The following is a 23,389-nucleotide window of genomic DNA, read 5'->3' as shown; positions in this document are numbered from 1 at the left end:
GTGAACGTGATCCAGATAGACGGACTGACGAAACGCTTCGGCGACAGGACGGCCGTGGACGACCTGACGTTCACCGTCGAGCCCGGCCGGGTCACCGGCTTCCTCGGCCCGAACGGGGCGGGCAAGTCGACGACCATGCGAATGATCCTCGGCCTCGACGCGCCGAACGCCGGGAGCGTGACGGTCAACGGCCACGGCTACGTGGGCGTGGCCAGGCCCATGCGTGAGGTGGGCGCCCTGCTGGACGCCCGCGCGCTGCACAAGGGCCGTACGGCGCGCAACCACCTGCTCTGCCTCGCCCAGACCAACGGCATCCCGGGTGACCGGGTGGACGAGGTGCTGGAGCTGGTCGGGCTGGAATCGGTGGCGCGCAAACGGGCCGGATCCTTCTCCCTGGGCATGGGCCAGCGGCTCGGGATCGCGGCGGCGCTCCTCGGCGACCCGAAGGTGCTGCTGTTCGACGAACCGGTCAACGGCCTGGACCCCGAGGGCATCAAGTGGATCCGCGAGCTGATGCGCGGGCTGGCCGGCGAGGGGCGCACCGTCCTGGTCTCCAGCCATCTGATGAGCGAGATGGCGCAGACCGCCGACCATCTCCTCGTCATCGGCAGGGGAAGGCTGATCGCGGACATCGGGATCGGTGAGTTCGTCCGGCAGGGCTCCAACGTCCTGGTGCGGACGGACGACAAGGACCGGCTCGTCCCTCACCTGGTCGAGGCGGGCGGGTCCGTCCAGGAAGGGACCGACGGCTCCTTCATCGTCACCGGGCTGGAGGCGAGGCGCATCGGCGAGGCCGCGCTGGCCGCCGGGGTCGTGCTGACGGAGCTGACACCACAACGTTCATTGGAGCAGGCCTACATGGATCTGACCCGCGACAGCGTCGAGTTCCAGGCGAGCGCGGCATGAGCGCCATCGCGGACACGATGCGGTCGGAATGGACCAAGTTCCGGACGATCCCGTCCAACGTCCCGATCCTGCTGACGACCGTCGCCGTCATGGTGGGCGCGGGCGCGCTCACCGCCAACGGCGCGGCCAAGGGCTACCAGGCGGCGGGGGCGGCGTTCGACCCCACCTACATCAGCATGTACGGCGGGTTCCTGTTCGTCCAGATCGCCGTGGGCGCGCTCGGCGTGCTGGTGGTGTCCTCCGAGTACGCCACCGGGATGATCCGCACGAGCCTGACCGTGGTCCCGCGGCGAGGACGGCTGCTCGCCGCCAAGATCTGGACGTTCGGTCTCATCACCCTGGTGATGGGGGAGATCGCCGCCTTCGGCGCGTTCCTCGTCGGCCAGACCGTGATCGGCGCCGCCGGCGCCCCGGCCGCGACGCTCGGCCAGCCCGGCGTGCTGCGCGCCGTCGTCGGCATGGGGCTGATCTGGGTCCTGGTGGGTCTCACCGGCGTGGCGCTCGGCTGCCTGCTGCGCGACACGATGGCCGCCACGACCGTGGTGGTGGCCGTCAACTTCATCATCCCGATCATCGGGCCCAGGCTCATGCCCGACGCCGTCGGAAACTGGGTGAGCACGTACTGGCCGATCGCGGCCGGTCTCCGGGTCACCACCACCGTCCCCACCGCGGAACGGCTGGCGCCCTGGACGGGGCTCGGCCTGATGGCCGCCTTCACCGCCGTCCTGCTGATCGTGGCCTTCGCGGTGTTCCGCTCGCGGGACGCCTGACGGCGGTCGTACCGACGCCGGCACCCGGCATCCGACGCCGACGCCCGGCACCCGACGCCTGACATGACGCCCGGCACCCGACGCCTGACATGACGCCCGGCGCCGACGCCCGGTGCCCGGCGCCGGCGCCCGGCATGACGCCCGGCGGCCGCCCAGGCCCGCCGGGCGTCGCCGTGTTCCCGCCCCCTATTGACGGCTCTACCAGCACTTTTAGTGGCCCTTAGGGGTTACCCGCTTTCTCCCGCCTCGCGAATACTGAAGTTCGGTAAACCCGGCGGGAGGAGCTACAAGAATGGCACCGAATTTCGCAAACGGTCAGTGCCGGTCCTTCCGCGGTGACGGGCGGCCGGACCTGCTCGTGCGGAACACCGAAACAGGCGAGCTATTCGTCTGCCCGCACAGCGGTGAATTCAACGGTACCGAGACTTTCGGCGACCCGGTGAAGATCGGTGACGGGTTCGGCTGGTGGCGATTCTTCTTCGTCCGCGCGGTCGACGCCACCGGAAACGGGCAGGCGGACATCTGCGCGTTCAGCGCCCACGAATTCGACATCAATCCGGGCGAGAACGGGGAGCACGGCTTCTTCCTGCTGCGGAACCTGGGCGCGCCGGGCGAGATCGGCCCGTTCGCCGAGCCGATCCGGGTGTCCGGCAGGCGCGACGACGGCCGGCAGTGGGAGACGATCGGGTTCGCCGACGTGACGGGCACCGGCACGGACGACACGTTCGGCCGGGGCAAGGACGCCGGCAACGTGGACGTCTTCCCCCACCGCGACCTGGGCGTCCTTCGCAACGATACCTACGACAAGGATCCGGTGAGGCTCACCGAGATCGACGTCGACGACCTCCCCGTCGCGATGGCCGACTTCACCGGCAACGGGAACCTCGACCTGCTGGTCCGCCGGGCCAACGGCGACCTGGCCCTGTACGAGTTCGACGGCAGGCCGGGCACGGCGACCGGGGGCACCTGGTACACCGTCGCCGGCGGCTGGCAGGACATGCGCCTCATGGCGCTCACCGACATCGACATGGACGGGCACCCCGACCTGCTCGGGCTGCACCAGGACGGCACGCTCGCCGCCTACCGGCACTGCGGGAAGTTCAATCCCGACTCTCCGCTCGAGCTTTTTCAGGAGCCGGTAACCGTCGCCACCGGATTCGGGATGTACGACGTCATCAGCTGATCACTCCGTCGGAATCTGGATAGGTTCAATGCAATTCGAACTCTCCTCCCGTATTTTCTCCGACGACGCGGTGGCGATCGTCGGCATATCCTGTCGCCTTCCCCACGCACCCGATCCCGCATCATTCTGGCGGCTGCTTCGCGATGGCCGTGACGCCATCACCGAGGTGCCGAGCGGCCGGTGGAACTCGCCGGAGACCAGTTCGATGCGCGGCGGTTTCATCGACGGAATCGCCGAGTTCGACGCCGAGTTCTTCGGCATCGCGCCGAACGAGGCCGCGATGATGGACCCCCAGCAGCGGCTGGTCCTGGAGCTGAGCTGGGAGGCGCTCGAGGACGCGGGCATCGTCCCGGAGAGCCTGCGCGACACCGGCACGAGCGTCTACATCGGCGCCATGGCCGGCGACTACGCCCAGCTGCTCCAGGGCAACGTGTCCCGCCACAGCCTGACCGGCCTCAGCCGCGCCCTGCTCGCGAACCGGATCTCCTACACCCTCGGGCTGCAGGGCCCCAGCCTGACCGTCGACTCGGCGCAGTCGGCCTCGCTGACCGCCGTGCACCTGGCGTGCGAGAGCCTGCGGAACGGCGAGTCCGGGCTCGCCATCGTCGGCGGCGTCAACCTCAACATCACCCCCGACAGCACGCTGGCCGCCGCCAGGTTCGGCGCCCTGTCCCCTGACGGCAGATGCTTCACCTTCGACGCGCGCGCCAACGGCTACGTGCGCGGCGAGGGCGGCGGGATCGTCGTGCTCAAGCCGCTGGCCCGCGCGCTCGCCGACGGCGACCGGGTGTACTGCGTGATCGCGGGCAGCGCGGTCAACAACGACGGCGGCGGCGAGGGCCTCACCGTTCCCGACCAGCACGCCCAGGAGGAGGTCATCCGCCTGGCCTGCGAGCGTGCCGGGGTGAGCGCCGCCGACGTCCAGTTCGTGGAACTGCACGGCACGGGCACCCGGGTCGGCGACCCCGTCGAGGCACGCGCGCTCGGCACCGCCATCGGCGCCGCGAGGGAGCCGGGCGCGCCGCTGCTCGTCGGCTCGGCCAAGACCAACGTCGGCCACCTCGAAGGGGCCGCGGGGATCGTCGGCCTCCTGAAGACCGCGCTGGCCATCAGGCACCGCGAGCTGCCCGCGTCGCTGAACTTCGAGACGCCCAACCCGCGGATCCCCCTCGACGAGCTCAACCTCCGGGTCAACACGGAGCTGAGCCCCTGGCCGCGCGCCGACGTGCCGCTGGTGGCCGGGGTCAGCTCGTTCGGCATGGGCGGCGCCAACTGCCACATGGTGCTCGCGGAGTGCCCGCGGGAGCTGCCCGCGCCGCCCGAGTCATCCGAGCCGTCCGTACCGTCGGCGTCTCCCGCCGGGCCGCTGATCGTGCCGCTGTCCGGGCAGAGCGAGGCCGCGCTGCGCGGCCAGGCCGTACGGCTGCGCGAGCACCTGCTCGCCACCCCCGACGCCGATCCCGTGGACGTCGCCTACTCGCTGGCCGCGACGCGCACGGCGTTCCCGTTCCGGGCGAGCGTCGTCGTGGACGAGCCGGAGCGTCTGGCCGACGTCCTCGGGCAGCTGTCCCGCGGCGAGCTCGCCGCCGAGATCGTGACGGGCCGGCCGCGCACCGGCGAGATCGCCTTCCTCTACGCGGGGCAGGGCAGCCAGCGTCGCGGCATGGGACGGGAGCTGTACGACACCTACCCCGTCTTCGCGCGGGCCCTCGACGAGGTCGCCGCCCGCTTCGAGGGCGACCTGCTCGAAGCGATGTTCACCGACCCCGGCGGGCGGCTCGACGAGACGGGGACGACCCAGCCCGCGCTCTTCGCCTTCGAGGTCGCCCTCACCCGGCTGTACGAGCACTGGGGCATCCGCCCCGACCGGCTCATCGGCCACTCCATCGGCGAGATCGCCGCCGCGCACGTCGCCGGAGTGCTGTCGCTGCAGGACGCCTGCGCCCTGGTCGCGGCGCGCGGCAGGTTGATGCAGGACCTGCCGGCCGGCGGCATGATGGTGGCCGTCCAGGCCACGGAGGAGGAGATCCTTCCCCTCCTCGACGCCTCGGCGAGCATCGCCGCGATCAACGGGCCGGAGTCCGTGGTCGTCTCCGGCGCGGAGAGCCGCGTCGCCGAGATCGCCGAGGAGATGCGCGGGCGCGGGCGCAAGGTCCGCCGCCTGCGCGTCAGCCACGCCTTCCACTCGCCGCTGATGGACCCGATGCTGGCGGAGTTCCGGCGGGTGGCCGAGTCGCTCACCTACCACGAGCCCGTCATCCCGATCGTGTCCAACCTCACCGGCGCCACCGCGTCCGCCCGGGAACTGTGCTCGCCCGACCACTGGGTCAGGCACGTGCGCGAGGCCGTGCGGTTCGGCGACGGTATCCGGGCACTGGCGGCCGCGGGCACGAGCACGTTCGTGGAGATCGGCCCGGGCGCCGTCCTGACCGCGATGGGACAGCAGTGCCTGCCGCCGGACGCCGGCGCGCGGTTCGTCACCACGCTGCGGGACGGACGGCCGGAACCTCTCACCGCCGGCCTCGCGCTCGCCGCGCTGCAGGCCGGTGGCGCCGAGGTGAACGCGGAGGCGATGTTCCCCGGCGCCCGCCGCGTCCAGCTGCCCACCTACGCCTTCCAGCGCACGCGCCACTGGCTCACCGACACCGCCCCGCCGGCGCCCGCCGCCGGCGCCGACGACACCCGGCCGCTCACCGGCCGCCTGGCCGGGCTGTCCGGGCCGGAGCGGGAGCAGGTTCTCCTCGACCTCGTACGGACCTGCGTCGCGCTCGTGCTCGGCCACGCCACCACCGCGACCGTGGACGCCGGCACCGCCTTCAAGGCGCTCGGATTCGACTCCTACAGCGCGGTCGAGCTCAGGAACAGGCTCAACACCGCCACCGGCCTGCCGCTGCCGACCTCGCTGCTGTTCGACCACCCCACGCCGGCAGCGCTCGCCGCGTTCCTGCGCGCGGAGCTGACGGGTGACTCCGCGCCGGCGCCGGCCGTGGAACGGGCCGTGGGCCACGACGAGCCGATCGCGATCGTCGGCATGGCATGCCGGTTCCCCGGCGGCGTGGTCTCTCCCGACGACCTGTGGAAGCTGGTGATCTCGGAAGGGGACGCGATCGGGGAGTTCCCCGTCGACCGCGGCTGGGACCTGGGCGGGCTGTACGACCCGGACCCCGGCAGCAGCGGCACGTCCTACGCCCGGCACGGCGGGTTCCTGTACGGGGCGGCGGAGTTCGACCCCGGTTTCTTCGGCATCTCGCCGCGCGAGGCGCTGGCCATGGACCCGCAGCAGCGGCTGCTGCTGGAGACCTCGTGGGAGGCGATCGAGCGGGCCGGGATCGACCCCGGCCGGTTGCGCGGGAGCCGCACCGGGGTGTTCGCCGGCGCGACGGCCCAGGACTACGGCCCGAGGCTGCACGAGGCCACCGGGAACGCCGAGGGCTACGTCCTGACCGGGACCACCAGCAGCGTGATCTCCGGACGCGTGGCGTTCTCGTTCGGATTCGAGGGCCCGGCCGTCACGGTGGACACGGCGTGCTCGTCGTCGCTGGTGGCGCTCCACCTGGCCGCGCAGTCGCTGCGGTCGGGCGACTGCGACCTCGCACTCGCCGGCGGCGCGACCGTGATGGCCTCGCCCGGCATGTTCGTGGAGTTCTCCCGCCAGCGCGGCCTGTCGCCGGACGGCAGGTGCAAGGCGTTCTCCGCGGAGGCCGACGGCACCGGCTGGGCCGAGGGCATCGGCATGCTGCTCGTCGAGCGGCTCTCGGACGCCGAGCGCAACGGCCACCGGGTCCTCGCCGTCATGCGCGGCAGCGCGATCAACCAGGACGGCGCGAGCAACGGCCTGACCGCCCCCAACGGCCCCTCCCAGCAGCGCCTGATCCGCCAGGCCCTGGCGAACGCGAATCTGTCGGCGGCCGACGTCGACGCGGTCGAGGCCCACGGCACCGGGACCATGCTCGGCGACCCGATCGAGGCCCAGGCCATCCTTGCCACGTACGGCCAGGAACGGCCCGAGGACCGGCCGCTGTGGCTGGGGTCGCTGAAGTCCAACATCGGTCACGCCCAGGCCGCCGCCGGTGTCGGCGGTGTGATCAAGATGGTGATGGCGATGCGGCACGGGACGCTGCCGCGCACGCTGCACGTCGAGGAGCCGTCGCCGCACGTGGACTGGACGGCCGGCGCCGTCGAGCTGCTGACCGAGGCCCGCTCGTGGGACGCCGAGGACCGCCCGCGCCGGGCGGCGATCTCCTCCTTCGGCATCAGCGGCACCAACGCACACGTGATCATCGAGCAGGGGCCCCAGGAGCCGGACACGGACACCGACGGTGTCGAGCTGCCCGTCACGCCCTGGTTGATCTCCGCGAAGAGCCCGGAGGCGCTGCGGGCGCAGGCCGGGCAGCTCGCCTCATGGATGACGCCGGACACGCCGATCGCCGCGACCGGCGCCGCCCTGGCCGGTGACCGCGCGCTGCTGGAACAGCGCGCGGTGGTCGTCGGCGCCGACCGCGAGGAGCTGCTGGCGGGCCTTCGGGCACTGGCCGGGCGTACGGCGACGCCTGACGTGGTGACCGGCAGCGGCCACGGCGGCAGGCTGGCCCTGCTGTTCACCGGGCAGGGCAGCCAGCGGCTGGGCATGGGCCGCGACCTGGCCGCCGCCTTCCCGGTGTTCGCCGAGGCGCTGGAGGAGATCTGCGCCCTGCTGGACACGCTGCTGCCGTACCCGCTCCGCGAGACGATGTTCGCCGACCCCGGCGGCGTGCTCGACGAGACGCTGATGACCCAGCCCGCCCTCTTCGCCTTCGAGGTCGCGCTCTCCCGCCTGCTGGACTCCCTGGGCGTCAGGCCGGACGTCGTGACCGGCCACTCCGTCGGCGAGATCGCCGCCGCCCACGTGGCGGGAGTCTTCTCCCTGGCCGACGCCTGCACGCTGGTCGCGGCACGGGCCAGGTTGATGCAGGCGCTTCCCCCGGGCGGGGCGATGCTCGCGATCGCCGCGTCGGAAGCCGACGTGCTGCCGTTCGTCGAGGGGCGCGAGGACCAGGTCGCCATCGCGGCCGTCAACGCGCCCACCTCGGTGGTGATCTCCGGCGTCGAGTCCGTGGTCGAGGAGATCGCCCAGCGGGTCACCGTGCGCACGCGCCGGCTGCGGGTCTCGCACGCCTCCCACTCGCCGCTGATGGAGCCGATGCTCGACGAGTTCGGGCGGATCGCGGCCACCGTCACCTACCACGAGCCCCGCATCCCGGTCGTCTCCGCCGTCACCGGCGGCCTCACCACCCCCGGGCAGCTCACCGACGCCCGGTACTGGGTCGAGCACGTGCGGCGGCCGGTCCGCTTCGCCGACGCGATCGGCGCCACCGAGGCGAGCGTCTTCCTCGAGGTCGGGCCCGAGGGCATCCTGACCGGCCTGGCCCAGCAGACGCTCGCCGACGGCGTGTTCGTCGCGGCCGCGCGTAAGGAACGCGAGGAGACCCGCACCTTCGTGCAGGCCCTCGGCCGGCTCCACGCCTGCGGCACCGCCGTCGACTGGGACACCTACTTCGCCTCGGTGCCCGCAGGTCACATCGAGCTGCCCACCTACGCCTTCCAGCGCGAGCGGTACTGGCTGGAGACCGGCGGCCCCGGCGGCGTGCCCACGGAACACGTCGGGCTGTTCGCGGTCGACTGGGTCCCGGTGCCGGCCACCGGCGGCGCCCCGGCCTCCGACGACGTGTTCCTGGACTGGGCGGAGGACTGGGCGGACGAGGACGAGACGGGCGGGCGGGACGAGACGGCGCGGGCACGCGCGGCCGTGCTGCGCGTGCTCTCCGCCGTCCAGGACCGGCTCGCCGGCGACCACCCCTCGTCCTCGCGGCTGGTGATCCTCACCAGGGGCGCGACCGGCGAGGAGACCGACCCGGCCGCGACGGCCGTCTGGGGCCTGGTGCGGTCCGCGCAGACCGAGTACCCCGGCCGGTTCGTGCTGCTCGACCACGACGGCGCCTCGCAGGACGCCGTCGCCGCAGCCCTCGCCTACGACGAGCCGCAGCTGTCGGTGCGAAACGGAAGGATCTTCGTTCCCCGGCTGGCCGGGCGCGACCTGCCGCCGGGGGAGGCGCCGTGGACACCCGGCGGCACCGTCCTGGTCACCGGCGGCACGGGCGGGCTGGGACGAGTGGTCACCCGCCACCTCGTCACCGCGCACGGCGTGCGCGACCTCGTGCTGCCCACCCGCGACCCGAGGGCGGCCGGGGCCGTCGAGCTGGCGGCCGAGCTGACCGCGCTCGGCGCGCGGGTCGAGCTGACCGCGTGCGACCTGTCCGACCGCGACGCGCTGGCCTCGCTCGTCGACTCCTGCCGGGAGCTGACCGGGGTCGTGCACATCGCCGGCGTCCTGGACGACGGCGTCGTCTCGGCCCTGAGCCCGGAACGGCTCGACGCCGTGTGGCGGACCAAGGCCGAGGCCGCCTGGCTCCTGCACGAGCTGACCCGCGACCGCGACCTGTCGGCGTTCGTGCTGTTCTCGTCGTGCGCGGGCACGCTGGGCAGCGCGGGCCAGGCCAACTACGCCGCGGCCAACGGGTTCCTGGACGGCCTGGCCCGGCACCGCCGCACGCTCGGCCTGCCCGCGACGGCGCTCGCGTGGGGCCTGTGGGACAACTCCTCGGAGTTCGGCGGCATGGGGGCGACGCTCGCCACGGCCGACCTGGCGCGGTGGGCGCGGCTGGGCGTCGCCCCCATGCCGCCGGACCAGGCGCTCGCGCTCTTCGACGCGGCGCTCGCCGCGTCGGCGGAGACGGCGCTTCCCGCGCGGCTGAGCCTCGCGAAGGTCGCCGACCCGGCGCCCGCGATGCTGCGCGGCCTGCTGCGCAAGCCGATCGAGCGCCGCGCGGCCGGTGCGTCCGGCGACGTGGCCCTCGGGCAGCTCCTGCGCGAGATGAGCCCGGAGGAGCAGGAACGCACGCTCCTCGACCTGGTCCGCGGCCAGGCGGCCCTGGTGCTCGGGCACGTGACGCCGCACGTGATCAGCGCGACGGGCGCGTTCAAGGACGCGGGCTTCGACTCGCTGACCGCGGTCGAGCTCAGGAACAGGCTCAACGCGGCCACCGGCCTGCGGCTGCCGAGCTCGCTGCTGTTCGACTACCCGTCGCCGGCGGTGCTGACGGAGTACCTGCGGGCGGAACTGCTGGGCGACACCACGGCGGCGCCCTCGGCGTCCTCGGCGGTCCGGACGGCCGGATACGACGAGCCGATCGCGATCGTGGGGATGGCCTGCCGGTTCCCGGGCGGGGTGTACTCCCCCGAGGACCTGTGGGACCTGGTGGCCGCCGGTGCCGACGTGGTCGGCGAGTTCCCCACCGACCGGGGCTGGGACCTGGACCGGCTGTTCTCCGGCGACCCGGACGACCGGGGCACCTCCTCCACCCGGTACGGCGGGTTCCTCTACGACGCGGCCGAGTTCGACGCGGGCTTCTTCGGGATCTCGCCGCGTGAGGCGTTGGCGATGGATCCGCAGCAGCGCCTGCTGCTGGAGGCGTCATGGGAGGCGATCGAGCACGCCGACATCGACGCGGCGGAGCTGCGGGGAAGCCAGACCGGAGTGTTCACCGGCATCGCCCCGATGGAGTACGGGCCGCGGCGCTTCGAGGGCGCGGAGTCCGTGGAGGGATACCTTCTCACCGGCGGCCTGGCCAGCGTCGCCTCCGGCCGGGTGTCCTACAGCCTGGGCCTGGAGGGTCCCGCGGTCACGGTCGACACGGCCTGCTCGTCGTCGCTCGTCGCGCTGCACCTGGCCACGCAGGCACTGCGTACGGGCGAGTGCGACCTGGCGCTCGCGGGCGGCGTGATGGTGATGGCCTCGCCCGGCACGTTCGTGGAGTTCTCGCGGCAGCGTGGCCTGTCGGCGGACGGGCGGTGCAAGGCGTTCTCCGCGTCGGCCGACGGCACCGGCTGGGCCGAGGGCGTCGGTGTGCTGCTGGTCGAGCGGCTCTCGGACGCCCGGCGCAACGGTCACCGGGTGCTGGCCGTGGTCCGCGGCAGCGCGATCAACCAGGACGGCGCGAGCAACGGCCTGACCGCCCCCAACGGTCCCGCGCAGCAGCGGGTGATCCGCCAGGCGCTCGCGAACGCCGGTCTTTCGACCGGGGACGTGGACGTGGTCGAGGCGCACGGCACCGGAACGGTGCTGGGCGACCCGATCGAGGCGCAGGCGCTGATCGCCACCTACGGTCAGGACCGGCCCGAGGACCGGCCGCTGTGGCTGGGGTCGTTGAAGTCGAACATCGGTCACGCGCAGGCGGCCGCCGGTGTCGGTGGCGTGATCAAGATGGTGATGGCGCTGCGCAACGGCGTCATGCCGCGGACGTTGCACGCCGAGGAGCCGTCGCCGCACGTGGACTGGTCGGCGGGTGCCGTCGAGCTGCTGACCGAGGCTCGTTCGTGGGACGCCGGCGACCGCCCGCGCCGGGCGGCGGTGTCGTCCTTCGGGGTGAGCGGCACGAATGCGCACGTGATCATCGAGCAGGGTCCGGCGGCGGAGCCGGAGCCTTCCGGCGCTGAGCTGCCGGTGACGCCGTGGCTCGTCTCGGCCAGGACCCCGGAGGCGCTGCGGGCGCAGGCTTCCCGTCTCGCGTCGTGGGTGGAGGAGCGGCCGGAGCTGGAGCCGGTCGATGTCGCCTGGACGCTGGCGAGCGGTCGCGCGGTGCTGGAGCAGCGTGCGGCGGTGGTGGGCGCCGACCGGGCCGAGCTGGTGGCCGGTCTGCGTGCCCTGGTCGACGGTACGGGGACGTTGGAAGCGGCCGGTGGTGGCAGGTTGGCGATGTTGTTCGCCGGTCAGGGCAGCCAGCGGGTGGGGATGGGTCGTGAGCTGGCCTCCGCGTTCCCGGTGTTCGCCGAGGCGCTGGAGGAGGTCTGCGCGCTGCTGCCGGGGTCGGTGCGTGAGGCGATGTTCTCCGATCCTGACGGCGTGCTGGCCGAGACGGGGACGACCCAGCCGGCGCTGTTCGCCTTCGAGGTGGCTCTGTACCGTCTGCTCACCTCGCTGGGTGTGACTCCGGATGTGCTGGTGGGCCACTCGGTCGGGGAGATCGCGGCCGCTCACGTGGCCGGGGTGCTGTCGCTGGCCGACGCCTGCACGTTGGTCTCTGCTCGGGCTCGGTTGATGCAGGCGCTGCCGGAGGGTGGGGCGATGCTGGCCATCGCCGCTCCCGAGGCGGAGATCCTTCCGCTGCTGGAAGGGCGCCAGGATGTGAGCATCGCCGCGGTCAACGGTCCTCAGGCCGTGGTGATCTCCGGTAGCGAGGCCGCGGTGGAGGAGATCGCGGGCTTGGTGAGTGCGCGGACGCGCAGGTTGCGGGTCTCGCACGCGTTCCACTCGCCGTTGATGGAGCCGATGCTCGCCGAATTCGAGCAGATCGTCTCCGGGTTGACCTTCGCCGAGCCGAGCATCCCGGTCGTGTCCAACGTGACCGGTCGTCCCGCCGAGCCGGGTCTGCTGACCGACCCGGCGTACTGGGTGCGGCATGTGCGGGAGGCGGTGCGTTTCGCCGACGGGGTGGCTGCCTGCCAGGCGAACGTGTTCGTGGAGATCGGCCCGGACGGGGTGCTGACCGGTCTGGCCCAGCAGAGCGTCGAGGACGGCGTCTTCGTCGCGACCGCGCGCAAGGACCGCGACGAGGTCCGAGCACTGGTCGAGGCACTGGGCCGGTTGCACACCCACGGTGTGACCGTGGACTGGACGGCGATCCTCACCCCGGCACGGCAGATCGACCTGCCGACCTATGCCTTCCAGCACCAGCGCTACTGGCTGGAATCAGGCAGATCCGGCAGCGACGTGGCAGCGGCCGGGCTCAGCGCCGTCGACCACCCGATCCTCAGCGCCACCATCCCGGCCCCCGACGGCGACAGCCTCACGCTCACCGGGCGGCTCTCCCTGACCACGCTGCCCTGGCTCGCCGACCACGCGGTCAACGGCACGGCCATCCTTCCCGGCACGGGCTTCCTCGAGATAGCGCTGCGTGCCGCGGCCGAGATCGAGGACTGCGAGACGGTCTCCGAGCTGGCCCTGCAGGCCCCCCTCGTCCTCACGCACGACCACCCCGTCCAGCTTCAGGTCGTCATCGACGCCCCCGACGACGGCGGCCGGCGCGGCCTGGCCCTGTACTCCAGGCCCGAAGGCACGACCACCTGGCAGCGGCACGCCCAGGGGACGCTCGGCCCCGCCGCCGCCGCACCCGGCTTCGACCTGGCGCAGTGGCCGCCGCCCGGCGCGCGGTCCGTCGACATCGACGACCTCTACGACAACCTGGCCGTCACAGGCCTGGAGTACGGCAGCGCCTTCCAGGGCCTGGTGAGCGCCTGGCAGCGGGACGGCGCCGTCTACGCCGAGATCGTCCTGCCCGACCACGTACAGGCGGGCGCGGAGCGGTTCGGGTTCCACCCCGCCCTCCTCGACGCGGTACTGCACTCCATCACGCTCGGCGATCTCCTGCCGTCCAGCGAGCCCGGCCACCCGTTCCTGCCCTTCGCCTGGTCCGGCGTCTCGGCGCACGGAGCGGGCGGGACCACGGCGCGGGTACGGACCACCGCCAAGGGGCCGGGCGAGCTCTCGCTGAGCGTCGCCGACCACACCGGCGCGCCGATCCTCACGGTGGACTCCCTGGTGGTCAGGCCCGTGGCGACGGAACTGTCTCCGGAGCGCACGCCGTACGTGCTGGACTGGGTGAGCGTACGAGCCGGTGGGGCGGAACCCGGACGAGTGGTGGAACTCCGCGATCTCTCCTCCCTGGAGGAGGGAATCGGCGCGGAGCAGGTCCTCGTGCGCGTCCCGGCCGGTGTGGGCCGCGAGCGGACGTACGAGGTGCTGGCGCTCGTCCAGGAATGGCTCGCGGACGAGCGGCTCGCGCGGTCGCAGCTGGTGGTGGTGACCAGCGGCGCGGTCGGCGCGGCCGAGGGGGAGGTACCCGACCTGTCCACCGCCCCGGTCTGGGGGCTGATCCGATCCGTCCAGTCCGAGCACGCCGGGCGGTTCGTCCTCCTGGACACCGACGGCCACCCCGACTCGGAAGCCGCGCTGCTGCGCGCCTGCGCTTGCGGCGAGCCACAGCTCGCCCTGCGGTCCGGCACGGTCCTCGTGCCGCGGATCGTACCGGCGGCGAACGCGCCGGCGATCGAACGCTCCTCCGAGCCTCCGGCGGGCACGGTACTGCTGACCGGCGGCACCGGCGAGCTCGCCACCCTGGCCGCGCGCAGGCTCGTCACCGAGCACGGGGTCCGGCACCTGCTGCTGGCCGGTCGCCGCGGCCCGGCGGCACCCGGAGCCGACGAACTGCTGGCCGAGCTCACGTCGCTCGGCGCGCAGGTCACGATCGCCGCCTGCGACGTGTCCGACCGGGCCGAGCTCGCCGCCCTGCTGGCGGCCGTTCCCGACGACCGGCCGCTGACCGGTGTGATCCATCTGGCCGGAGTCGTCGACGACGGTGCCGTGATGTCGCTGACCCCGGAGCGGATCGACCGGGTCTTCGCGCCGAAGGCGGACGCGGCCTGGTACCTGCACGAGCTCACCGGCGACCTCGACCTGTCGTTCTTCGTGATGTACTCCTCCATCGCCGGCATCGTCGGCAGCGCCGGCCAGGCGAACTACGCCGCGGCCAACGCCTACCTGGACGCGCTGGCCTCGCACCGCCGTGCGCAGGGGCTGCCCGCCCTCTCCCTGGCCTGGGGGCTGTGGGAGACCGACAACGGCATGGCGGGCGCGCTCAGCCAGGCCGACGTGGCCCGGCTCGGCAGGATCGGGCTCGCGCCGCTCCCGGCGGCGCAGGGCATGGCCCTGCTGGACACGGCCCTCACGCTCGACAGGGAAGTGCAGATTCCCGCCCGCCTCGACACCGCGGCACTGCGCCGCCAGGACGAGATCCCCGCGGTCTTCCGGGCGCTGGTCAAGCCCCAGGCGCGGCGCGCCGCGACGGCCAGGCCCGTGCGGTCGGGAGCCGACAAGGCGGCACTGCTCTCGCTCATCAGGACGAACATCGCGCTCGTGCTCGGGCACACCGACGCCGACGCCGTGGACGCCGAGGCGGCCTTCAAGGATCTCGGCTTCGACTCGCTGAGCTCCGTCGAGTTGCGCAACAGGCTCAATGCCGCCACCGGGCTGCGGCTGCCCGCCACCCTGCTGTTCAACTTCCCCACCACGGACGCGCTCGCCGAGCACCTGCACGAGCAGCTCACCGGAGCCTCGCGCGCCGACCAGGTGAGCGCCCACACCGGTCCCGCGGACGAGCCCATCGCGATCGTGGGCATGGCCTGCCGCTACCCCGGCGGCGTGGTCTCTCCCGACGACCTGTGGCGACTCCTCGTCCGGGCCGACGACGCGATCAGCACCTTCCCCGACAACCGTGGCTGGGACCTGGAGCGGCTCTACGATCCCGATCCCGCCCACGCCGGTACGAGCTACGCGCGCGAAGGCGGCTTCCTCCACGACGCCGACCGGTTCGACGCCGCCCTGTTCGGCATCTCGCCGCGCGAGGCCACCGCGATGGACCCGCAGCAGCGGTTGCTGCTGGAGACCTCGTGGGAGGCGATCGAGCGGGCGGGGATCAGCCCGAAGGCGATACGCGGCAGCCGGACGGGCGTCTTCGCCGGGGTGATGTACCACGACTACGGCGGCCGCCTGCCGCACGCGCCCGAGGGCTTCGAGGGTTTCGTCCTCAACGGCAGCGCGGGCAGCATCGCCTCCGGCCGGGTCGCCTACACCTTCGGGCTGGAGGGCCCGGCGGTCACGGTGGACACGGCGTGCTCGTCGTCGCTGGTGGCGCTCCACCTGGCCGCGCAGTCCCTGCGTTCGGGCGAGTGCGACCTGGCGCTGGCCGGCGGTGTGACCGTCATGGCCACGCCCAGCGTCTTCATCGAGTTCTCCCGGCAGCGCGGGCTCGCGGCGGACGGCAGGTGCAAGGCGTTCTCCGCGGAGGCCGACGGCACCGGCTGGGGCGAGGGTGTCGGCATGCTGCTGGTCGAGCGGCTGTCGGACGCTCGCCGCAACGGCCACCAGGTCCTCGCCGTCATGCGGGGCAGCGCGATCAACCAGGACGGCGCGAGCAACGGCCTGACCGCCCCGAACGGCCCGGCACAGGAGCGGGTGATCCGCCAGGCGCTGGCCAACGCGGGACTGTCGACGGCGGACGTGGACGCCGTCGAGGCGCACGGCACCGGAACGGTGCTGGGTGACCCGATCGAGGCGCAGGCCATCCTGGCCACCTACGGTCAGGACCGTCCCGAGGACCGGCCGCTGTGGCTGGGGTCGTTGAAGTCCAACATCGGTCACACCCAGGCCGCCGCGGGTGTCGGCGGCGTCATCAAGATGGTGATGGCGATGCGGCACGGGACGCTGCCCCGGACGCTGCACGTTGACGCGCCGTCGCCGCACGTGGACTGGTCGGCGGGCGCGGTGGAGCTGCTGACCGAGCCTCGTTCGTGGGATGTGGAGGACCGTCCGCGCCGGGCCGGTGTCTCGTCCTTCGGCGTGAGCGGCACGAACGCACACGTGATCATCGAGCAGAACCCGGCCGCCACCGTACCCGCCGACGACGCCGAACTGCCCGTCGTCCCGTGGCTGATCTCCGCCAACGACGGCGAGGCCCTCCGGGCGCAGGCCGCCCGGCTCGCGGACTGGGCGTCACAGGACGACGTCCCGCCGACCACCGTCGGCAAGGCGCTGGTCTCGGCCCGTTCGGTGCTGGAGCAGCGCGCGGTGGTGGTCGGCGCGGATCGGGCCGAGCTGGTGGCGGGTCTGCGTGCTCTGGCCGACGGTACCGCGACGTTGGAAGCGGCCGGTGGTGGCCGGTTGGCGATGTTGTTCGCCGGTCAGGGCAGCCAGCGGGTGGGGATGGGCCGTGAGCTGGCCTCCGCGTTCCCGGTGTTCGCGGACGCGCTGGAGGAGATTTGCGCGCTGCTTCCGGGGTCGGTGCGCGAGGCGATGTTCTCCGGTCCGGACGAGGTGCTGGCCGAGACGGGGATGACCCAGCCGGCGCTGTTCGCCTTCGAGGTGGCTTTGTATCGGCTGCTGGCCTCATTCGGGGTGACCCCGGATGTGCTGGTGGGCCACTCGGTGGGGGAGATCGCCGCCGCTCACGTGGCCGGGGTGCTGTCGCTGCCCGACGCGTGTGCCCTGGTCACGGCTCGCGCCCGGTTGATGCAGGCGCTGCCGGAGGGCGGGGCGATGCTGGCCATCGCCGCCCCCGAGGCGGAGATCCTTCCGCTGCTGGAGGGCCGCCAGGACGTGAGCATCGCGGCGGTCAACGGCCCTCAGGCCGTGGTGATCTCCGGTAGCGAGGCCGCGGTGGAGGAGATCGCGGGCTTGGTGAGCGCGCGGACGCGCAGGTTGCGGGTCTCGCACGCGTTCCATTCGCCGTTGATGGAGCCGATGCTCGCCGAATTCGAGCAGATCGTCTCCGGGCTGACTTTCAGCGAGCCGAGCATTCCGGTCGTGTCCAACGTGACCGGTCGTCCCGCCGAGCCCGGTCTGCTGACCGACCCGGCGTACTGGGTGCGGCACGTGCGGGAGGCGGTGCGCTTCGCCGACGGGGTGGCCGCGTGCCAGGCGGGTGTGTTCGTGGAGATCGGTCCCGACGGGGTGCTGACCGGTCTGGCCCAGCAGAGCGTCGAGGACGGCGCCTTCGTCGCGACCGCGCGCAAGGACCGAGACGAGGTCCGGGCACTGGTCGAGGCACTGGGCCGGCTGCACACCCACGGCGTCATGGTCGACTGGGACACCTACTTCGCCTCGGTGCCCACCAGGCACATCGAGCTTCCCACCTACGCCTTCCAGCGCCGTCGCTACTGGCTCGACGCCACCGCTGAGGTCGCCTCCGGCGGCGGCCTGGTGGCGGTGGACCATCCGCTGCTGACCGCCGTCGTCCCCGCCCCCGGTTCCGGCACGCTCACGCTCATCGGCCGTCTGTCCCTGTCCGCGCAGCCGTGGCTGGCCGACCACCTCGTGGACGGTCAGGTGGTCGTACCGGGCGCGGCGCAGGTCGAGCTCGCGATACGCGCCGGGGACGAGACCGGTTGCCCGGTGCTCGACGAGCTCACCCTCCAATCGCCCATGGTGCTGGCGGCGGGTGGCGGCCTCCAGCTCCAGGTCGTGGTCGCGGGCGCCGACGATTCCGGCCGCCGCCAGGTGACGATCCACTCGCGCGCCGGGGACGCCGCGGACTGGCGGCAGAACGCCCAGGGCGTCCTCGCCCCGGCAGCCGCCGTCGCGCCCGCCTTCGATCTCGCGCAGTGGCCGCCGCCCGGCGCCGAGGTCCTCGACGTCGACAACGTCTACGCCGACCTCACCGCGATCGGCATGGAGTACGGCGAGACGTTCCAGTGCCTCCAGGCCGCCTGGCGGCAGGACGGCATCGTCTACGCCGAGATCGCCCTGCCGGAGCAGTCCGGCGCCGACGCCCGGCGGTTCGGGCTGCACCCGGCACTGCTCGACGCCTCCCTGCACGCCATCCCGATGGCCGGGCTCCTGCCCGACGCGGAACCCGGCCGGCCGTACATCCCCTTCGCCTGGAACGACGTGACGCTGCACGCCGAGGGGGCGACCGCTCTGCGGGTCCGCATCACCCCGGCGGGCGGCACCGGCGTGTTCGGCGTGGCGGTGGCGGACACCGCGGGGACGGCCGTCGCGGAAGTCGGATCGCTCATCCTCCGTCCTCGATCCGCCGACCGGTCGGCGGCGCGTCACAACTCCCTGTTCCAGCTGGACTGGGTGCAGGCCGGCCGTACCGGACAGACGGATCTCTCGTACGCGCTCCTCGACGTGCCTTCGGACGACGCGCCCGTTCCCGAGGCGATCAGGCGCGCCACGAACGCGGTCCTCGCCGCCCTGCAGGCGGAACCGGGCGCGTCGCCGCTCGTCGTCGTCACGCATGGCGCGGTGGTGGCGGTGGCCGGTGAGGTGCCGGATCTGGCGCAGGCGGCGGTGTGGGGCCTGGTACGGGCGGCGCAGGCCGAGCAGCCGGGCCGGTTCGTACTGCTGGACCTGGACACCGAACCCTTCGACGAGGGCACGGTCGGCCGGGCGCTGGCCACGGGCGAGCCGCAGGTGGCGGTGCGGGCCGGGCGGTTCCTGGTGCCGAGGTTGAGCCGGGTGGCCGAGCGCGCGGTCGCGGAACCGGTGCTTTCCGGCGACGCCGGTCCGGTGTTCGGTCCGGAGGGCACGGTGCTGGTCACCGGTGGCACCGGTGGTCTGGGCGCGGTCGTGGCCAGGCACCTGGTGACGGCCCATGATGTGCGGCACCTGCTGCTGGCCAGCCGGCGTGGCACCGAGGCGCCCGGAGCCGCCGAGCTGGTGGCGGAGCTGACCGAGCTGGGCGCCTCCGTGGAGGTGGCGGCCTGTGACGTCGGCGATCGAGAGGATCTGGCGCGGCTGGTCGCGTCGGTCCCGCTGGCCGGTGTCGTGCACACGGCGGGCGTGCTGGACGACGGGATCGTCGGCTCTCTCACCCCGGAGCGCTTCGACGCCGTCCTGCGGCCGAAGGCCGACGCGGCCTGGTATCTCCACGAGCTGACCCGGGAACTGGACCTGTCGGCGTTCGTGCTGTTCTCCTCGCTCTCCGGTGTGCTGGGCAGCGCGGGCCAGGGCAACTACGCCGCGGCCAACACCTTCCTGGACGCCCTCGCCGAGCAGCGCCGGGCGCAGGGACTGCCGGCCACGTCGCTGGCCTGGGGTCTGTGGGCCTCGGGTGGCATGGCGGGCGACCTGACCGAATCCGACCTGAACCGCCTTGAGCGTGGCGGCATCACGCCGCTGCCCGTCGACGACGGTCTGGCCCTGTTCGACGTCGCGATCGACCACGAGCACGCCGTACTGGTCCCGGCCTCGCTGAACCTCCCCGCGCTGCAGGCCCAGGCCCACGCCGGCACCCTCCCCGCGGCCCTTCGCGGGCTGGTCCGCGTGCCCATTCGACGTACCAGTACGGCCGCGACGGATCCGACCGATCTTCTCCGGCTGGTGCGTACCCAGGCGGCGACGGTCCTCGGCTTCTCCGACACGGAGGCGGTCGAGTCGGCCAAGCGCTTCCAGGAGCTCGGTTTCGACTCCCTCACCGCGGTCGAGTTCCGCAACCAGCTCAGCACGGCGACCGGGCTGAGGCTCCCGGCCACCCTTATCTTCGACTACCCGACCGCTGAGGCGGTGGCGGACTACCTGGCAGGGGAGCTGGCCGGTGGTCAGGTCTCGCAGGCGGTCGTGGCCGATGTCTCGGTGGCCGACGAGCCGATCGCGATCGTGGGCATGGCCTGCCGGTTCCCCGGCGGCGTCTCCTCGCCCGAGGCTCTGTGGGATCTGGTGTCGTCCGGCACCGACGCCATCGGCGACTTCCCGACCGATCGGGGCTGGGACCTGGCGAAGTTGTACGATCCGGACCCGGACAGCCGGGGCACCTCGTACTCCAGGCACGGCGGGTTCCTGTACGAGGCCGCCGAGTTCGACCCCGGGTTCTTCGGGATCTCGCCGCGTGAGGCGTTGGCGACGGATCCGCAGCAGCGGTTGCTGCTGGAGGCGTCGTGGGAGGCGATCGAGCGGGCGGGGATGAATCCCGATCGGCTGCGCGGCAGCCGGACGGGTGTCTTCGCCGGGGTGATGTACCACGACTACGCGCCCCAGCTCTCTGACGCGCCGGGCGAGCTGGAAGGCCTGATCGGCACCGGCAGCTCAGGCAGTGTCGCCTCGGGCCGGGTGTCGTACACCCTGGGCCTGGAGGGTCCGGCGGTCACGGTGGACACGGCGTGCTCGTCGTCGCTGGTGGCACTGCACTGGGCGGCGCAGTCCCTGCGGTCGGGCGAGTGCGACCTGGCCCTGGCGGGCGGCGTCACGGTGATGGCCACGCCGAGTACCTTCGTGGAGTTCTCGCGGCAGCGCGGCCTGTCGGCGGACGGCAGGTGCAAGGCGTTCTCCGCGGAGGCCGACGGCACCGGCTGGGGCGAGGGCATCGGTGTGCTGCTGGTCGAGCGGCTGTCGGACGCTCGCCGCAACGGTCACCGGGTGCTGGCCGTGGTGCGGGGCAGCGCGATCAACCAGGACGGTGCGAGTAACGGGCTGACCGCCCCCAACGGTCCCGCGCAGCAGCGGGTGATCCGCCAGGCGCTGGCCAACGCCGGTCTTTCGACCGGGGACGTGGACGTGGTCGAGGCGCACGGCACGGGAACGGTGCTGGGTGACCCGATCGAGGCGCAGGCGTTGCTGGCCACGTACGGTCAGGACCGGCCCGAGGACCGGCCGCTGTGGCTGGGCTCCATCAAGTCGAACATCGGCCACGCGCAGGCCGCCGCCGGCGTGGCCGGTGTGATCAAGATGGTGATGGCGCTGCGCAACGGCGTCATGCCGCGGACGTTGCACGCCGATGAGCCCTCGCCGTACGTGGACTGGTCGGCGGGCGCGGTGGAGCTGCTGACCGAGGCCCGTCCCTGGGACGCCGGCGACCGCCCGCGCCGGGCGGCGGTCTCCTCCTTCGGGATCAGCGGCACGAACGCGCACGTGATCATCGAGCAGGGTCCGGTGGTGGAGCCGGAGCCTTCCGGCGCTGAGCTGCCGGTGACGCCGTGGCTGCTCTCGGCCAGGACCCCGGAGGCGCTGCGGGCGCAGGCCGGGCAGCTCGCGTCGTGGCTGGAGGCTCAGCCGGAGTTGAACCCGGCTGACGCGGCCTGGACGCTGGCGACGGGTCGCGCGGTGCTGGAGCAGCGTGCGGCGGTGGTCGGCGCTGATCGGGTCGAGCTGGTGGCGGGTCTGCGTGCTCTGGCCGAGGGCACGGGGACGTTGGAAGCGGCCGGTGGCGGCCGGTTGGCGATGTTGTTCGCCGGTCAGGGCAGCCAGCGGGTGGGGATGGGCCGTGAGCTGGCCTCCGCGTTCCCGGTGTTCGCCGAGGCGCTGGAGGAGGTCTGCGCGCTGCTTCCGGGGTCGGTGCGTGAGGCGATGTTCTCCGATCCTGACGGCGTGCTGGCCGAGACGGGGATGACCCAGCCGGCGCTGTTCGCCTTCGAGGTGGCTCTGTACCGGCTGCTCACCTCGCTCGGTGTCATTCCGGATGTGCTGGTGGGCCACTCGGTCGGGGAGATCGCGGCCGCGCATGTGGCCGGGGTGCTCTCGCTACCCGACGCGTGTGCCCTGGTCACGGCTCGCGCCCGGTTGATGCAGGCGCTGCCGGAGGGCGGGGCGATGCTGGCCATCGCCGCTCCCGAGGCGGAGATCCTTCCGCTGCTGGAGGGCCGCCAGGATGTGAGCATCGCGGCGGTCAACGGCCCTCAGGCCGTGGTGATCTCCGGTAGTGAGGCCGCGGTGGAGGAGATCGCGGGCTTGGTGAGTGCCCGTACCCGACGGCTGCGGGTCTCGCACGCGTTCCATTCACCCCTGATGGAGCCGATGCTCGCCGAATTCGAGCAGATCGTCTCCGGGTTGACCTTCGCCGAGCCGAGCATCCCGATCATCTCCAACGTGACGGGCCGGCCCGCCGAGCCCGGTCTGCTGACCGACCCGGCGTACTGGGTGCGGCATGTGAGGGAAGCGGTGCGGTTCGCCGATGGGGTGGCTGCCTGCCAGGCAGGTGTGTTCGTGGAGATCGGCCCGGACGGGGTGCTGACCGCACTGGCCCAGCAGAGCGTCGAGGACGGAACGTTCGTCGCGACCGCGCGCAAGGACCGCGACGAGGTTCGAGCGCTGGTCGAAGCACTGGGCCGGTTGCACACCCACGGCGTCACCGTGGACTGGACGGCGATCCTCGCCCCGGCGCGGCAGGTGGATCTGCCGACGTATGCGTTCCAGCGGGAGCGGTTCTGGATCGCGGTGCGTGGTGGGGTCGGGGAGATGAGTGCCGCCGGACTGGGTGCGCTTGATCATCCGTTGCTGAGTGCGGTGACGGAGGTCGCCGGTGGTGAGTCGGTGGTCTTCAGTGGCCGTCTGTCGGTGGCCGCGCAGCCGTGGCTGGCCGATCACGCGGTGAACGGGACGGTGTTGTTGCCCGGTACCGGTTTGCTGGAGCTGGTGTTGCGGGCCGGGGTCGAGGTGGGCCGGCCGCTGGTGCGGGAGCTGACGCTGCAGGCCCCGCTGGTGCTGGCCGTCGAGGGCGGGGTGCAGGTCCAGGTCGTCGTCGGCGCGGAGGAATCCGGCGGCAGGGCGGTCTCGGTCCACTCGCGCCCGGAAAACGACCCCACGGCCCCATGGACGAGCCACGCCGAGGGACTGCTGAGCGCGGAACCACTACCGGTGGCGGCGTTCGAGCTGGCGCAGTGGCCGCCGGTGGACGCGCGGCCGGTGGCGGTCGATGGTCTGTACGACGATCTCGCGGCGGTCGGCCTGGAGTACGGGCCGATCTTCCAGGGAGTGACACGGGCCTGGGCGAAGCCGGGTGAGGTGTTCGCCGAGATCGCGCTGCCCGAGCAGGCCCATGCCGACGCGGCGCGCTTCGGGCTGCACCCGGCGTTGCTGGACGCGGTGTTGCACGCCAGCGCGCTGGGTGACCTGTTGCCGGAGCCCGAGCCGGGACGGCCCTTCCTGCCCTTCTCCTGGTCGGGTGTC

At 72.8% G+C, this 23,389-nt stretch carries 4 protein-coding genes; all 4 read left to right on the top strand.

Annotated features, from left to right (window positions below):
• Window positions 1-6: 6 nt before the first annotated feature.
• Window positions 7-906, top strand: coding sequence for an ATP-binding cassette domain-containing protein (locus AB0F88_RS43645; protein WP_362698370.1), 900 nt, complete (start codon window positions 7-9; stop codon window positions 904-906).
• Window positions 903-1,676 carry an ABC transporter permease subunit gene (locus AB0F88_RS43640; RefSeq protein ID WP_362698352.1) on the top strand — a complete coding sequence of 258 codons (774 nt, stop codon included), beginning with the start codon at window positions 903-905 and terminating at the stop codon, window positions 1,674-1,676. The genes AB0F88_RS43645 and AB0F88_RS43640 overlap by 4 nt, the downstream gene beginning before the upstream one ends.
• 292 nt (window positions 1,677-1,968) lie before the next feature.
• A complete protein-coding gene (locus tag AB0F88_RS43635; protein ID WP_362698349.1) occupies window positions 1,969-2,859 on the top strand; it encodes a VCBS repeat-containing protein in 891 nt (296 codons plus the stop codon).
• Window positions 2,860-2,887: 28 nt separating this feature from the next.
• On the top strand, window positions 2,888-23,389 hold a 20,502-nt coding region (locus AB0F88_RS43630), incomplete at its 3' end, for an SDR family NAD(P)-dependent oxidoreductase (RefSeq protein WP_362698346.1).

This window comes from Streptosporangium sp. NPDC023963 (assembly GCF_040639135.1).
GTDB lineage: Bacteria > Actinomycetota > Actinomycetes > Streptosporangiales > Streptosporangiaceae > Streptosporangium.
The sequence above is the reverse complement of the archived record's forward strand: the minus strand, read 5'-3'. Positions and strand labels throughout refer to the sequence as shown.